Genomic DNA, 14,465 nt, shown 5'->3' on the forward strand with positions numbered 1-14,465 from the left:
CGATCTCTCTCACAGAAAAGCTTTACGGGTCGATGTCAATCTTAACGCGCGCCGTACCACGCTCTTCGGCCCGCCTCCACAAACATCACCGCGCGCCCGATTCGGTCATCCTCGCATTGGCGCCGAGATGATGCAGGCTTTGTGTCGTGTGCCTTGAACTCCAGGCAACCGGCGGATCGGGCAGATCGAGATCGAACTGTGCCCGCCCGAGCAGCGAATTGACGATCTTGGCGCTGCGCCAAGCCATCAGGCTGAGCTGCGGCTCGGCTATGCCATGGCTGAGCCGGCCGGCATTGAGTGCGTAGATCCGGCGGTCGTCAGGCCCGTCCCATTCGACCTCGAAGCTGGCGTTGAGCCTGTAATGACCGCGCTCGTCCAGCGCGATCCTGTTCGTGAGCGGTGCCATGCAATCAGGAATGGCAAAGGCATAGCCGGTGGCCAGAACCACCGCATCGACGGTGCGCGTCTCGATGGCGCCGTCGAAGCCGTTGCGCATGATCAGCCGGTATTCGCTGCCTTCCCGCGTCACGTTCAGCACTTCGCGGTGCGGCGTCATGTTGACCGCCGTCGTTTCCTCCGAGAGGTGCCGCAGCGTGTAAAGCTGGCGATAGATCGCCTTCAGCGTGCTCGTCGATGCGCCGTCACCGGCAAGCAGCTGCTGTTCCAGGATCGTCTCGCGCCGCCCTTGCGGCAGCCGATGGAAGTTTTCGACATAGCCCGGCGTGAAGAGTTCGTCGGTGAAAGGCGAGTCGTCCAGTGGCAGGAAATTCGGCCGCATCGAGATCCACTCGATTTCGCGGCCGGCGAAGCGGTCGGAGGAGATCAGATGCAGAAGCACTTCGGCGCCGCTCTGGCCACCGCCGATCACGGCGACACGCTGTCCGCTCAGGCGATCGAGGCGGTTGGCGGCCTGGGCGTTGTGGAAGCATTGATCGGAGGCCGCCGCCCGCGCCCAGGCGGGGATGTTGGGCACCAGCCCGACGGCAATGGCGAGATTGCGCGCGTTCACCTGCTCGCAGCCGATACGCAGCCTGAAATTCGTTCCGTCGAAGTCGATCCGGTCGACGGCGCTGGCGAAGCGCAGCGAAGACAAGTTCTCGCCGACCCATCCGAGATAGCGGGCGAATTCCGGCCGCGGGATGGCTGAGAAATCCGCGTTGAGGAATTCATAGAACCGCTTCTGCGCGACCAGATAGGACATGAACGACCATGGGCTGGTCGGATGCGTCGCGGTGACGAGATCCTTGAGGAAGGATGTCTGCAGTTCGACGCCCGGCAGCATCATGCCCGGGTGCCATTCGAGCCGCGTCGCCCGATCGAAGAAGCGCGCTTCGACGCCGTCCACCGCATCGAGATGGGCGGCGAGGCTGAGATTGAACGGCCCGATGCCGATGCCTGCGAGGTCAAGCGTATGGGTCATGGCGAACTCCTTATGGAGCTGGCTGGGCTGATGGGAGATCGCCGGGCTGACTCGGGGTTAAGCGGATTGTCGAGCGGTGTGCCAAGGTCGGGCAGAGGGCGTTCGCCGCTGTCGCCGTAGCCGATGGCGAAGCGCACCTTGTTGATGGCGATGCGTGGGATCTTCGGAGCAAACAGATCGAAGAGCGCGAACCGTTCCGACAGATCCGGGTTCTGCGCCTGGTAGCGCCGGATGGCGCCGGCCAGGATGGCGTAGAAAGTCCTCTCGTCGAAGCGGTCATAGGCGGCCAGCGCCTCGGATAGGAAGCGCAGAACGCTGACGATGTGTCCCGTTTGCAGATGCTGGAGAAGATGTGCCGGCGGCCGGCGCTTCAGCGTCGACAGGATTTCGGGGTCGAGGCCGGCCAGTTCGGGAAACGGCTGGTCGACGAGATCGAGGTCGCCCTGGAAATCCTTGACCGCCACGCCGAGAGGCGTCGCTCCGTCGAGGATGATGGTGACGTTCTGGCCATGGGCGATGAAGCCGACGCCGTAACGGCACATGAAGTGGTAGAGCGGCACGAAGGCCGTGGAGAACAGGCGATCGAGCCATGCCTCCGGACCAAGGCCGGACTGCTCCATCAGGGCGCTGGCGATCGGCCTGCCATGGGCGTCGCGCTGCGGCAGGGCGCCCATCATCATCGGCCGCTGGCCCGCTGTCAGAACCTTTTCGGGGCTTTCGCGCCATATGGCGCCCAGCATCTCGCAAAATTGATAGGGCGCGCCTTCAACGCCGGCGTAGTGCGGATGCGGATAGAAGGCGCCGGCGACTTCCTGCAAGACCTTGACGTCCTTGAGCACCGGGTCCGCGGCCGCCACCGTGGCCAGCCAGCGCGACAGATCGGCGCCGATCGCCATGTATTTGCCCGGCACGCCGCGCCACGTTGAGGTGTTGAGGACGGTCAGCGGCAGCTTGACGTGCAGCGCCTCGGGCCGTGCCACATTGGCAAGAGTGCGCAGCGACTGCAGGGGCAGGAACGCGTCGCCGAACGGACCGAGCGGCACCAGCCGGCCGGCGGCAATCTCGCCACCATATTGCGAGGCGATCATCGCCTGCCACTGCCAGGGGTGGACCGGCAGCAGCCTGTGCGTCGATCGCGAGATCCCGGCGGCGCTGAAAGCCGCTTCGAGCCTTGCGCGCTCGTAGTCGCCGAGTGCGGCCTGCAGCAGCGCCTCTTCGTCGAGCCCGCGGTCAAGCGCCAGCAGGCAGCGATCGCTGGCGGCGGCAAGCCAGAAGAGCTGGAATGCGGTGGCCGATTCTGGCGCGTAGCGCTCGAAGTCGTCCCGTCCCCAGCCAAGCCGTCCCTTGTTGGCAGGGGGCTTCGGATGGCCGTCGAGCAATGCCTGCAACTCGGTATCCGGCAGCGCGGCTAGATCGGCGGCCGGTCGATTGCCGCGTGCCTTGGCGATCCGCATGTCGGCCATCAGCGTGTTGTAAAGCTCCTTCGCATAGGTGCAGAATGTTGCCGGCGACATGCCGAGCGTCTCGCGCGCGTCGGCGAAGAAGGCGACCGCATCGTTGACCGGCAGCTCGATGCCGGCGTCGCGAGTCAGCGTCTCCGGACGGACGGCGATCTGGCCCCACAGGCGCCGCGTCGCGGCAAAGCGATAGGTCACGCCGGGGCCGGGCGTCAGCTCCCATCGGCCGGGCGAAAGCTCGCGCGGCGACAGGCACTCCTCGAAGGTCAGTTCGGAAATGGCCTTGGCGACGGCGTCGCGGTTGATCGCGGCCCAGCGTGTCGCCTCCCCCGCTTTGGCAATCGGTTGCTGCACCGTCACAGCGGCACCTCGCGGAAGAAGCGCTCGCGTTCGCAGCAGACCAGCGCCGCGCGCTTGTGCGGGAAGTCGAACTCCTTGACTTTGTCGTAGGCGGCGCCGGCGCAATAGCTCAGCATCTTCTGGTGCGCGGCGCGTGGCTCGCCGACGACGCGCTGCGTGCGCGGCTCATCGAGGAACAGATAGTGGGTGACGGAGCGGAACAGTGACAGCGTCTTCGGCCGGCCGAGATGGCGCATATTGCCGATCAGCCCATGCCAGCCGCGGTCCCAGTCGAGCGGCTCATAATAGGGCCCGAGCCGGTCCTCCTTGGCCCAGTAGAACTCGAAATAGCCGGTCGGCTCGCCGTCGAAGCTGGCGATGACGCCGAAGATGTGCGGATCGCTTTCCTGCTCGGCGAGATATTTGTCGAGATCCTCATGGCTCTGGGCAAGTTCCCAGAAGAAGGCGACGCGGCCATCGTTCATCCAGCGATGGAAGAGGTCGAGATCGGTCCGGCGGTCGATCGGCCGCAGCGACACGGTGAGGCCGATCTCGGCAATCCAGCGTTCGTACATCGGGCCGCAGGGGCGCGGTTGGCGCAATGGCGGGCCGATAGCGGTCGTCAATGCCGGATAGGTGACATGCGAGGCCTGGCTGCGCCACAGCAGCGGCAGCTGGCGCAGGACCGAGCGATGGATGACGGCGCGTTCCGGTTCACCCGGAACCGTCTCGGTGGCCAGCGCCGAAACTGGCCACAGCGTCTTGGCCGCCGGCAGGAAGGCGCAGTCGAAGGAAGGATGCAGGCGCAGCGCGGCGTCGACGAGACCTGCCAGGATTTGCGGTTGGTCGAGGCGGCCGCCAATGAACGCGACATCGTCGATGAGCAGGCGGCCATCCGCGATGGACATGCGGACCTGCCCGACAGCTGTTCCGTCAGCGCGGACCAGGCTGACATGGCCATCGCCGGCACAAATGGCGAGCGGCTCCGCGGCCGAGGCCAGATGCTGCCATCCTTCGTTGCCGGCGACGGTGGCGGGTGACCAGTTTTTCGCAGCCTCGATGTTCATGCGTATTCTCTCACATGCAGGGGGTTCGGAAGCTCGACGTAACCTGCCAGCGGGTCGGTCACTTCGGTGTTCTCATTGATGTCGCGCAGCGCGATCAGGAAATTGCCCTTGGCGGCGAGCGTCGGCGCGTTGAGCAAATAGTCGACGCAGGACCGGTCAGCCATCGGCGTGGCGGCCAGCCGCTCGAGCGAGCGGCGGAATATCGCCAGCAGATCGTCTTCGTTGGTGAGGCCAGCGGCCGCAAGGGCTGCGACGGCGGCGAAAGCGCCATTGACGACCAGATAGTAGCCGAACAGCTTCGCGGCCGCTTCCGCTGGGAAGACATGATCGCCCGCCTGACCGGCCTCGGGCACGAATTCGCGCAGCCTGGGCAGGAATTCCTCGACATAACCGGTGCCCTGGCAGTCGCGAAAATAGAGCGCATTCGGCCAGCCGCCGGCGAGGCCGACGACGAGGTTCTGCTGATGGGCGCCGAACAGCAGGCCGAATTCCGAGAAGGCAACGATAAACGGCTCGATGGCGGCATGAAGGAAACGCTCGAACCACAAACGCGCCGTTTCCTCGACAGGTCGCTTCTCGTCGCGGGCGATACGGTGGACCAGGTCGGACAGATGGCTTTCGGTACGGCCGGGATGGCGCTCGCAAAGCGCGCCGAGAACGGCAGCCGGCGGATTGCCCGTGCCGCGAAACGGGTTTTCGCGAAACGAGACGATGGTATCCGTCATCAGCCGGCCGTCTTCGTCACGCAGGCCGAACCAGGCGGGCTCACCCAGCACCGTCATGGTCGGGCAGCGCCGCTGCAAGGCATAGCCGAGCTTGCCCTTGACCAGCCGGTGCACCGAAAGGCCGCGCCGGCACTCATGCTCCTCGACGATGCGCCTGGAATTGGTCAGGCGCAGGCTGAGCGAGAATTTCAGCATCCACTCGGCTTCAGACGAATGAACCGTGCGCAGCGAGGTTGTGGCCCGCCACGCTGGTCCGCCGAGCCCAACATCGACGATACGGCCGGCGCGAAACAGGCGCTCGACGCGGTCTTCCAGCATGAGCCGTACGGCCTGCCACGGATGCATCGGAACGAGAACCTTGCCCTGTTGCTTGCCAGCCCGAGCAAGCAGCTGCGGATCGCTGGCGGCAAGCCCGCGGACCATCTCGGTGACATCTAGCGGCTCGACGCTCCCTCCAGTGAGGATGGTCGGGTCGACGGCCCACCAGCGCAGTTTGAACGCATTGCAGTATTCATGCCCGAAGCGCGCGGAATCCGTGTGCGTGAACTCTTCGCGACTCATCGGCGCCGGATGCACGGCATGGCCGAAGCGCAGGGCGCTTTCGGCATCGATGAAATCAGGATCGCCTTCGGAGAAGGGCCGCGACGATCCACGCGCCGCAGTCGCGTCAGCGATTGCGGCGATGCTGGCCAGGCTGCGGCGCAGGAAGGTCAGTCGGCTTTTCGCTGTCGCCCGGCCGGCAATGTCGGGATCCGCCAGGATCAGCGCCAAAAGGCTGAAAAGGTCGATCTCGGTCGCTTCGCCATCGGCCCCCTCGTTACTAATATCGAGGCGCCAGAGCGGCATCGCTAAATCGTGGTAACCAACCTTCGAGCGATGCCGCGCCTCGACGAGCACCGCCGCGCGCGAGGCAGGGAAATTCAGACGCAGCACGGCTGCCTGCGGCCGAAACAGCCCGGTTTGCCTGGCGTCGACGAATTCCCAGCTATCCCATTCCCGCAGCAACGCATTGAGTAACGGGCTTAATGCAGAGGAAGATTCTGGTTTTACTTGTTCCATGTGCATCCCCATAAATCCCATAACTGCATGCATTGCATTTATACGTTGTCGTCTTTAAACATTTCTGTTGATTATCTATTCTGAACAAGAAATAAGCTTGGTCTTGTGACGACCCGTATGAAAAATCGATCTTCGCTTCTGCGCCGCCTGGCAACCGCGGTCTCGGCAATCGGCTTCGGCCAGTCGGCCTTCGTATCGCTCGTTCCCCTGGTGATGGAGCGGCTGAGGCTCGACACGTTTGCCATCGGGGCGGCAACTGCTGTCGGCGCGGCGGCCTTTCTGGTCGGCTCGCCGCTGTGGGGTCGCATGGGCGAGCGGCTTGGCCATGCCAGGCTGCTGCGCTTGCTCGGCCTCGCCATGCTGGCCGGCCAGGCGGTGTTCGCCATTCTGCTGATAGCCGGCACGGGAGCCGCGCTGGGCATCGCTTTGCTGATGCTTTCGCGAACCGTGTACGGTTTTGCCGCGTCCGGCGTCATGCCGACGGCGCAGGTCTGGGCCAGCCGCTCGGTTGCCGATGACAGGCGACAGGCCGCGCTGGGACTGCTTGGCGCCGGCGTCAGCATGGGGCGGCTGGCCGGCGCGCTGGCGGCAACGGCTGCCGTCCTTTCGCCGCTGCTGCCGCCCATCCTGTTCCTGTTCAGCCCGCTGTTGCTGTGGCTCGCGCGGGGCAAAGGGGAAGCCGGCGGACGGACCGACGGCAGGGCGGCCGACGTCGGCCGTGGAATATCGCCCTTCGATCGCCGCGCTCTGCCTTGCCTGGCGATGGGCTTGTGCCTGACGCTCGGCTTCGGACAGGTGCAGATGATGCTCGGCCCGATGACCCAGCAGCGTTTTGGCCTTGGTGCGACGCAGGCCACGACGTTGACCGGCCTGGCCCTGATGCTGGTCGCCGTCGTCATGGTTCTGGTCCAGGGACTGCTCATGGCGCGCCTGCGGCTGGCGGAGCGCAACAGCGTCATCGTCGGCTGTCTCATGGTTTGCGTCGGCATGACGGCGCTGGCCGCCACGGCCAGCCATGTTGCCTCGGCAGCGTCTCTGGTGGTGGCAGCGGCCGGCATTGCCCTGGCTACACCCGGCTACACCGCCTGGCTGATGAAGCGCCTGGAGCCCGGCGAGCAGGGCGCGGCGGCCGGCTGGCTCACCAGCACCCATGTGCTCGGCCAGAGCATCGGCGCATTGGCCGGCGGCTTCGCCTTCACGCTCTGGCCCTTTGCGCCGCTGGCCGGCTGCGCGGCGCTGGCTCTGGCCGCCGCCGGTCTTGCAGCCATGGTTCATAAGCACTAGCGAACCCGCGCTCATTCGGCGACCTCCGGCAGCGGCATCGGCGTTCCTGGCTGGGTCTTTGCGGCATCGGCGAAATGGGCATTCAGCATGCGATAGGTCGCCACCACGGCGATGCCCGACAGCACTGTCGCCAGGGTGAACAACGCGGAGTAGCCGAGCATGTCGGCAAGGCGGCCGGCAAGCATGGAGCCGACGAGGTAGACGATGAGCTGGGCGCAGGACAGGATGGTGAAATCGGTGCCGGGTTGGTCCGACGACGTGACGGACATGAACAGGCTGTAGAGCGCCACGATCTCCATGTAGCGCACCAGCGTCTGCAGGAACGAGGCGCCGAAGATCGGCCAGAAGCCGGCGATAGCGCCGAAAGCGTGCAGCGCGAAGATCAGGAAGCAGATGGTTCGCAGCGCGCCGAGCAGGCCGAGCACCGAGGCGGCGCCCCTGTTGTGCAGCAGCCACGCCGCCAGCGCCGAGCCGCCGAGCCCGACGGTGAGCGCGGCACCGCCCGAGAGATAACCGATGATATCGAGCGGCACGCCGGCATCGACGAGATAGGAGCCTTCCATCGACTTCACCAGCCCCTCGCTGGCGCGGTAGATGAGCGCGATCCACAGGATCTGGCGTGCCTCCGGCCGGCGCAGAAAGCGCAGGATCGAGGGGCGGTCGATGGCCGCCTGCGGCGCGCTGGCGACGGGATCGGTCTCGCGCATGGCGAAGGCGGCGACCAGCGGGATGATGGACAGCGCGGCCACCATGGCCACCATGGTTTGCCAGCCGGCATGATGATAAGCTAACAGGCCGAGCGTGCCGCCGAGAACGACGCCGAGCGCGACGGCGCCGCCCTGGATCGCATTGCCGATCGGCCTGTCCTTCGGGTCGAGATATTTGGCCGCGTAGCCGTCGGTGGCGATGTCCTGGGTCGACATCAACAGGCTCACGACAAGGCCGACGGCAAAGATACCGGCGACATCGGTCGGCTCGATCCAAAGCATGGCGGCGATGCCGGCGACGACGCCGATCTGGGTGATGATGACCCAGCCGGCGCGATGGGCGCGGGCCACTGGCCGAAAGCGATCGACCAGCGGCGCCCACAGGAATTTCAGCACCAGCGGCAGCATCAGCAGCGCCATCAAGCCAATGGCGGTGCGCGACACGCCCTGCTCGCGCAGGATCGGCGGGATCGCCGCGGCAAACAGATAGCTCGGGATGGCCTGCGCCAGATAAAGGCAGGCGAGAACGACGAAAAGCCGCAGGCGCGAAAGCCCGGCGGGCGCCGGCCGGTCTGCGTCGGCGCTCATTTGACATAGTCCTTCGGTGCGTAACCGTTCAGGAAGGCGCCGGCCTCCGCCCGGCTGCGGGTGACGAGCACTGGAAAGCCGAACAGGCTTTGCCAGACGCGCTGCATGTTCTCGTCGGCGGCGGGGCGCACCAGCGCACAGGCGCGGCAGGCTTTTTCGAGCTGCTCGCGTTCCGCCTTGTACCAGAGGTTTTGCGCCTTGCGCTGGGCGTCGCTCAGCGCGATCTCGATGCGGATATCGACCAACAGCACGAACGGCTCCCTCTCCTGTGAAAGGCAGCCGAGCGCCTCGATATAGGCCCCGCCATCCGCCGGATCGGCGGGCGCTTCTGCCAGCAGCGAAGCCAATGCACCGTTTCGTTGGAGAGACACCGCCATTGCTGCCCTCAGAAGGTGATCTGGTACGACAGAGCGACGGAACGCCCCAGACCGGGAACGTCGGCGCCGCGCGTCGCCGACGCGGAGGGGTTGATGTAATAGGTGTCGAACACATTGCGCACGGCAAGGTTCAGCACACTCTCATTGGCGAACGTCTTCGAGACTGCAAGATTGACCAGTGCTGCACCGTCCAGTTCCTGGGTGGCGATGCGGTCGCGCCCGGAAAACAGCTCCAACTCGCTGCGCAGGGTCAGCTCGTTCTCGAAACGGGTGGTGAGATAGACCAGGCCCTTGTAGGTCGAGGGGATACGGTTGTTGGGCAGATATTCGTTAGCTTCGATGTGGCCGTCGTGATCCGCGTCGTATTTGCCTTCGACATAGCCGACCGATCCGCCCAGCGTGAACATGCCGCTGAGGTCTGCCTCGAGATTGGCTTCGACCCCCCAGATACGTTCCTTCTGCTGCGATACCCGGTTGTTGACGATGTCGTAGCTGACGCCGTTGTCCGAGGTCGACAGATAGGTGCTGACGCCGCCGCGATAGTCGCCCCAATCGCCGCGCAGACCGGCTTCCCAGGTGTTCACCAGCTGGGGTTCAGGCGCGATATCGGCATAGCTGATCGCGTAATCCGGCGCGTTGGTGCATGGCAGCAGCGGCCGGATGGCGGTGCCATAGGCGTCGCAGGTTTCGGCGTTGGAGTTCAACCCGGCCCGGCGGGTGAAGCCGCCAATGTCGGTCAGGCTGTAGCCTTGCGAGAAATTGCCGAAAAGCTGCATCCTTTCGGTCAGATCGTAGACGGCGCCGGCGTTGAAGGTGACGGCGTCGTAGTCGAACGAGCCGCCGGTCACCTGGATCGCCGGCAGGCCGATAATGTTGCGGCCGAGCAGAACGGCAGCGGCAGGCCGGGTGAAGTCTTCAACATTGAGATAAAACTGGTCGTAGCGCGCGCCGCCGCTGATGCGAAAGCGATCCGTCACCGGAATTTCGCCTTGCGCAAACAAGGCAACCGAGTTCTGGGTCGTGGGCGAGATGGCGTCCTGACCGTTGGTCAGCTGCTGATCGGTGGCATCGAAGACGTAGTCGGCGCCCCAGGTCAGCGTGCTGCCCTGAGTGATAAAGTCCATCGGCGTGTTGACGGTCAGGTTGACGCCGCTGCGCCGCGATTGCAGCGCCGTCTGGTTGAAGTCGGCGGTCGGGTCCGTACCCGGCGGCAGGATCACCGGCCGCGTCGGGTTCGTCGGTAAATACACCTGGCTGTTGACGGCCGAGAATTTGGTAAAGGGCGACTGCTTGAAGATGTCGTTGTAGAACGCCTTGACCTCGAGGTTTCCGAGCGCGAAGTCGCTGTCGGTGTATTTGGCGGTCAGATATTTCGAATCTTCCTTCAGCGGCTTGCCTTCATAGGGATCGCCGAAATCCGGGGAGACGGGATTGGTCCTGTAATCGGTGAACCAGTCCGGCTTCTGGTTGGCATAGGTCCAGTCGACGCTGGCCTCGAAGCGCCTGGAATCGAACTGGTAGCCGGCCACGCCGAAGAGATTGCCCGTGCCGGTGCGGTCGCCGCCGCCTTGCCCAAGCATGGCGTCCGAAGCCACCTCGTTGCCGTGGCCGTCATAGGTGCGGCGCGACAGATCACCGGACGCCGAGAAGAAATAGTCGAAATCGCCTTTCTTGCCCTCGACCGAGACACTGGTGCTTGGCCCGGCCGACTTGCCGGGGTTTTCGGTGAAGGCGGCGACGCCGGTGCGCACCGTCACCTTCGGCTTGTCGCTGTCGCCGCGCTTGGTGATGAAGTTGATCGTGCCGCCGGTGGCGCCGGCGCCATAAAGGCTGGACGCGCCATTGATGACTTCGATGCGCTCGACCGAATTCAGGTCGATCATCGACAGGATGCGTGAGACGTCCCGCAGCGGTGTGTTGCGCGGCACACCATCGACCATGATGAGAACGCTGCGCCCGCGGAAGGTTTCCGAAGCGCCGGAAATGGTCTGGTTGCGTGGCGCGTAGCCGGGGACGATGCGGCTGATCAGGGTCGCGGCGTCGATATTTTCCTGCGCGGCTTCCTCGACCTGTTCCTGTTCCACGACCTGGACAGACTGAGCGACGCTGGAAATCGACCTTTCATTGCGGCCGGTGACCAGTATCTGATCGAGCACGGTGGCTCCCTGCTGGTCCGTCGGAGCGGCTTCCTGGGCAAATGCCGCGCCTGCCAGGATCGACCAACCCAAAGCCGATGACCAAAGAAGCGTACTGAAAAATCTGCGCATGCTGTCCCCATCCATGCCCTGGTCCCCAGCGCCAGAGCGGAAAGGCCCAGTTATAATTCATGATAAAACGAGTCAACATTATTTTGTGGCTTTTCAAATCAGGATTAGTCAGCGAACGGATGGGAGCCGGGTACATGAACGGCGCGCATTTTAGCCGGCACTAAGATGCTGAGTTTTCTTGACAAACGGCTTACGGGCGGCCGGCGGCGGCGTCAGCCTTTGTGCTTACAAGAAGCTCTGCGGATCGATGTCGACCTGCACGCGAACCGAGCCGCGCTGCTTCGGCCCTTCGGCCAGCATGGTGCGGATGAAGCCTTGGATGTCGGCGCGCTTTTCACCCTGGATCAGCAAACGGAAACGATGGCGCCCACCGAGCAGCGACAGCGGCGCCTCGGCCGGACCGAGCACGAACAGGTCGCTGGCCTGGGGTGCTGCACGGCGCAGGCCGCGCGCGTGGCCTTCGGCCTCGGCCCGCGTCACCGCACTGACGATGACGCCGGCAAGCCTGCCGAAGGGCGGCAGGGCTGCCCGTTCGCGCTCAGTGATCTCGCGTTCGTAAAAGGCCTCGGCATCGCCCGAGACGATCGCCCGCATCACCGGATGGTCCGGCTGGAAAGTCTGCAGCAGGCCGAGGCTCTTCTTGCCGGTGCGGCCGGCGCGGCCGGTCACCTGGCTGAGCAACTGGAAGGTGCGCTCAGCGGCGCGCGGATCGCCATTGGCGAGGCCGAGATCGGCATCGACGACACCGACCAGCGTCATGTTGGGAAAGTTATGGCCCTTGGCGACCAGCTGCGTGCCGATGACGATGTCGGCCTCGCCATTGGCAATGGCCTCGAGCTCCAGCCGCAGCCGGCGCACTCCACCCATCAAATCGGACGACAGGACGATCGTGCGCGCGTCGGGGAAATGCGCCACGACTTCTTCAGCTATCCGCTCGACGCCAGGCCCGCAGGCGACCAGATGGTCGAGCGTGCCGCATTCCGGACAAGCCTCCGGCCGCTTCTCATTGTGCCCGCAATGATGGCAGACGAGTTGGCCGCGAAAGCGGTGCTCGACCAGCCAGGCCGAACAAACCGGGCAGCCGAAGCGGTGGCCGCAGACACGGCACAGCGTCAGCGGCGCATAGCCGCGCCGGTTGAGGAACAGCAGCGACTGCTCCTTCTTCTCCAGCGTACGTTGCATCTGGTCGATCAGCAGCGGCGACAGAAAGCCGCCCCGGGCCGGCGGCGCGCGCCGCAGGTCGATCGTCTTGAGATCGGGAAGCGCGGCTTCGGCAAAGCGCGCCGACAGCACCGCCCTGCTGTAGCGGCCCTGCTGCGCATTGACCCGGCTTTCGACCGATGGCGTCGCCGACGCCAGCACCACCGGGAAGCCGCTGATATGGCCGCGCACCACCGCCATGTCGCGCGCATTGTAGAAGACGCGATCCTCCTGCTTGTAGGCGGGGTCGTGCTCCTCGTCGACGACGATCAGCCCGAGCTCGCGGAACGGCAGGAACAGCGCCGAGCGTGCGCCGGCGACGACGCGCACGCCGCCTTCCGCCACCTGTCGCCAGACCTTTTCGCGCATTCGGGGCGGCAGGTCGGAATGCCATTCCGCCGGCTTGGCGCCGAAACGCTGCTGGAAGCGTTCGAGGAAGGCATGCGTCAGCGCGATCTCCGGCAGCAGGATCAGCACCTGCCTGCCCTGGTCCAGGGCTGCCGCCACCGCTTCGAAATAAACTTCCGTCTTGCCCGAGCCGGTGACGCCGTCGAGCAGCGTGACGTTGAAAGCAGCGGCCGCGACATTGGCGCGCAGCATGGCGGCCGCGTCTGCCTGGTCCGGCATCAGCTCCGGCATGGCGTAGGAGGGATCGGGCGCGGCGACCACCGGTCGAGGCGGGATCATCACCGTCTCGAACACGCCTTGCGCCTTGAGCCCCTCGACCACCGTCGACGACACGCCCGCCGCGTGCGCCAGGCCGGATCGCGTCCAGGCAAGCCCCCCTTCCGCCGTCTCCAGCACGCGCGTCCTGGCATCCGTCATCCGGTCGGGCATGACGAGGGTCCGCTGCAGGCCCTCGATCCATGGTTCGGGATCGAACGCCTCCGGCGCGCGCAACAGCATGCGCGCCACCATGCCGGGCGGCGACAGCGTGTACTGCGCCAGCCAGTCGACAAAGCGGCGCATGCCGCGGTCGATCGGCGGGCAGTCGAAGACCTGTTCGATCGGGCGCAGCTTTTTGGCGTCGATATTCTCGACCGCACCATCCCAGACGATGCCGGCAACCTGGCGCGGACCGAGCGGCACGCGCACGATCGAGCCCGGCACCACGCGCACGCCGGCAGGCACAGCGTAGGTGTAGGGCCGTTCGGCCGGCATCGGCACCAGCACCGGCGCGGCTGCGACAAAGGGCGAATCTTCGATCATCGGGCGTGACCTTGCCCCGACTTTGGTCTAGATCAAAGGGCAACCCCGAATGTGCATGGCATGCACATGGAAATCTTTCAGGAGACCCCCATGAAATTTTTTGTCGACACCGCTGACATCAAGGACATCAAGGAACTGAACGACCTGGGGCTGCTCGACGGCGTGACCACCAATCCCTCGCTGATCCTGAAATCCGGCGGCAAGATCGCCGAGGTCACCAAGCAGATCTGCGACATCGTCAAGGGCCCGGTTTCGGCCGAGGTTGTTGCGGTCGAATACAAGGACATGATGGCCGAGGCCAACATCCTGGCCAAGATCGCCGACAATGTCTGCATCAAGGTGCCGCTGACGCTCGACGGCCTGCGCGCCTGCAAGACGATCCGCACCGAGATGAACCGCATGGTCAATGTAACGCTGTGCTTCTCGGCCAACCAGGCGCTGCTGGCGGCCAAGGCCGGCGCCTCGTTCATCTCGCCCTTCGTCGGCCGCGTCGACGATACCGGCGCGGACGGCATGGAACTGATCCAGGAGATCCGGCAGATCTACGACAATTACGATTTCGACACCGAGATCCTCGTCGCTTCGGTTCGCACCGTGAACCACGTCAAGCAGGCAGCCCTGATCGGCGCCGATGTCGTTACCGCGCCGGCCGCGACGCTGAAGGCGCTGGTCAAGCACCCGTTGACCGACAAGGGCCTGGATCAGTTCGCTGCCGACTGGGCCAAGACCGGCCAGAAGATCGGCTGAGATCGGTTCGATACAAACG

General features: G+C 65.0%; 10 protein-coding genes. 2 read left to right on the forward strand and 8 right to left on the reverse strand.

The window, feature by feature from the left end; all coding sequences use genetic code 11:
• Nucleotides 1-85: 85 nt before the first annotated feature.
• From NLY44_RS20790 to NLY44_RS20805, 4 genes are read right to left on the reverse strand one after another with little or no spacing between them, the layout of a single operon-like run.
• A complete protein-coding gene (locus NLY44_RS20790) occupies nucleotides 86-1,420 on the reverse strand; it encodes a lysine N(6)-hydroxylase/L-ornithine N(5)-oxygenase family protein (RefSeq protein WP_023712023.1) in 1,335 nt (444 codons plus the stop codon).
• Entirely contained in the window at nucleotides 1,417-3,237 is a 1,821-nt protein-coding gene (locus NLY44_RS20795) for an IucA/IucC family protein (RefSeq protein ID WP_050588938.1), read from the reverse strand. The genes NLY44_RS20790 and NLY44_RS20795 overlap by 4 nt, the downstream gene beginning before the upstream one ends.
• Entirely contained in the window at nucleotides 3,234-4,283 is a 1,050-nt protein-coding gene (locus NLY44_RS20800) for a GNAT family N-acetyltransferase (protein WP_023806381.1), read from the reverse strand. Before NLY44_RS20800 ends, NLY44_RS20795 begins: the two co-directional genes overlap by 4 nt.
• Nucleotides 4,280-6,067 carry an IucA/IucC family protein gene (locus tag NLY44_RS20805; protein WP_031356190.1) on the reverse strand — a complete coding sequence of 596 codons (1,788 nt, stop codon included), beginning with the start codon at nucleotides 6,065-6,067 and terminating at the stop codon, nucleotides 4,280-4,282. Before NLY44_RS20805 ends, NLY44_RS20800 begins: the two co-directional genes overlap by 4 nt.
• A gap of 117 nt (nucleotides 6,068-6,184) precedes the next feature.
• On the opposite strand from NLY44_RS20805, the gene NLY44_RS20810 reads away from it, so the two are divergent.
• A complete protein-coding gene (locus NLY44_RS20810; RefSeq protein ID WP_023806383.1) occupies nucleotides 6,185-7,351 on the forward strand; it encodes an MFS transporter in 1,167 nt (388 codons plus the stop codon).
• 11 nt (nucleotides 7,352-7,362) lie between these two features.
• Here NLY44_RS20810 and NLY44_RS20815 read toward each other — a convergent pair whose 3' ends face one another.
• The 4 genes from NLY44_RS20815 to NLY44_RS20830 form a co-directional block, all read right to left on the reverse strand.
• Nucleotides 7,363-8,646: a RhtX/FptX family siderophore transporter gene (locus NLY44_RS20815; protein ID WP_023806384.1), complete on the reverse strand. Its 1,284-nt coding sequence runs from the start codon at nucleotides 8,644-8,646 to the stop codon at nucleotides 7,363-7,365.
• Nucleotides 8,643-8,993, reverse strand: a complete 351-nt coding sequence (locus NLY44_RS20820; RefSeq protein ID WP_023806385.1) for a hypothetical protein — start codon at nucleotides 8,991-8,993, stop codon at nucleotides 8,643-8,645. Before NLY44_RS20820 ends, NLY44_RS20815 begins: the two co-directional genes overlap by 4 nt.
• A gap of 38 nt (nucleotides 8,994-9,031) precedes the next feature.
• Nucleotides 9,032-11,290 (reverse strand): TonB-dependent receptor, encoded by a 2,259-nt coding sequence (locus tag NLY44_RS20825; protein ID WP_023806386.1) that lies wholly within the window; start codon nucleotides 11,288-11,290, stop codon nucleotides 9,032-9,034.
• Between the two features lie 225 nt (nucleotides 11,291-11,515).
• Nucleotides 11,516-13,699, reverse strand: a complete 2,184-nt coding sequence (locus NLY44_RS20830) for a primosomal protein N' (RefSeq protein WP_023806387.1) — start codon at nucleotides 13,697-13,699, stop codon at nucleotides 11,516-11,518.
• A 90-nt stretch (nucleotides 13,700-13,789) separates the two neighbouring features.
• Here NLY44_RS20830 and fsa point away from each other — a divergent pair, with 90 nt between their 5' ends.
• A complete protein-coding gene (gene fsa, locus NLY44_RS20835; protein WP_023688874.1) occupies nucleotides 13,790-14,446 on the forward strand; it encodes a fructose-6-phosphate aldolase in 657 nt (218 codons plus the stop codon).
• Nucleotides 14,447-14,465 lie beyond the last annotated feature (19 nt).

It is taken from the genome of Mesorhizobium sp. C089B (genome assembly GCF_030323125.1).
In the GTDB taxonomy this organism is placed as follows: domain Bacteria; phylum Pseudomonadota; class Alphaproteobacteria; order Rhizobiales; family Rhizobiaceae; genus Mesorhizobium.

What these genes read in the sequence shown, in the direction of transcription:
- NLY44_RS20790 (WP_023712023.1), bottom strand. Translation starts at nt 1,420, where the DNA reads ATGACCCATACGCTTGACCTCGCAGGCATCGGCATCGGGCCGTTCAAT.
- NLY44_RS20800 (WP_023806381.1), bottom strand. Translation starts at nt 4,283, where the DNA reads ATGAACATCGAGGCTGCGAAAAACTGGTCACCCGCCACCGTCGCCGGC.
- NLY44_RS20805 (WP_031356190.1), bottom strand. Translation starts at nt 6,067, where the DNA reads ATGGAACAAGTAAAACCAGAATCTTCCTCTGCATTAAGCCCGTTACTC.
- NLY44_RS20810 (WP_023806383.1), top strand. Translation starts at nt 6,185, where the DNA reads ATGAAAAATCGATCTTCGCTTCTGCGCCGCCTGGCAACCGCGGTCTCG.
- NLY44_RS20815 (WP_023806384.1), bottom strand. Translation starts at nt 8,646, where the DNA reads ATGAGCGCCGACGCAGACCGGCCGGCGCCCGCCGGGCTTTCGCGCCTG.
- NLY44_RS20825 (WP_023806386.1), bottom strand. Translation starts at nt 11,290, where the DNA reads ATGCGCAGATTTTTCAGTACGCTTCTTTGGTCATCGGCTTTGGGTTGG.
- NLY44_RS20830 (WP_023806387.1), bottom strand. Translation starts at nt 13,699, where the DNA reads ATGATCGAAGATTCGCCCTTTGTCGCAGCCGCGCCGGTGCTGGTGCCG.
- fsa (WP_023688874.1), top strand. Translation starts at nt 13,790, where the DNA reads ATGAAATTTTTTGTCGACACCGCTGACATCAAGGACATCAAGGAACTG.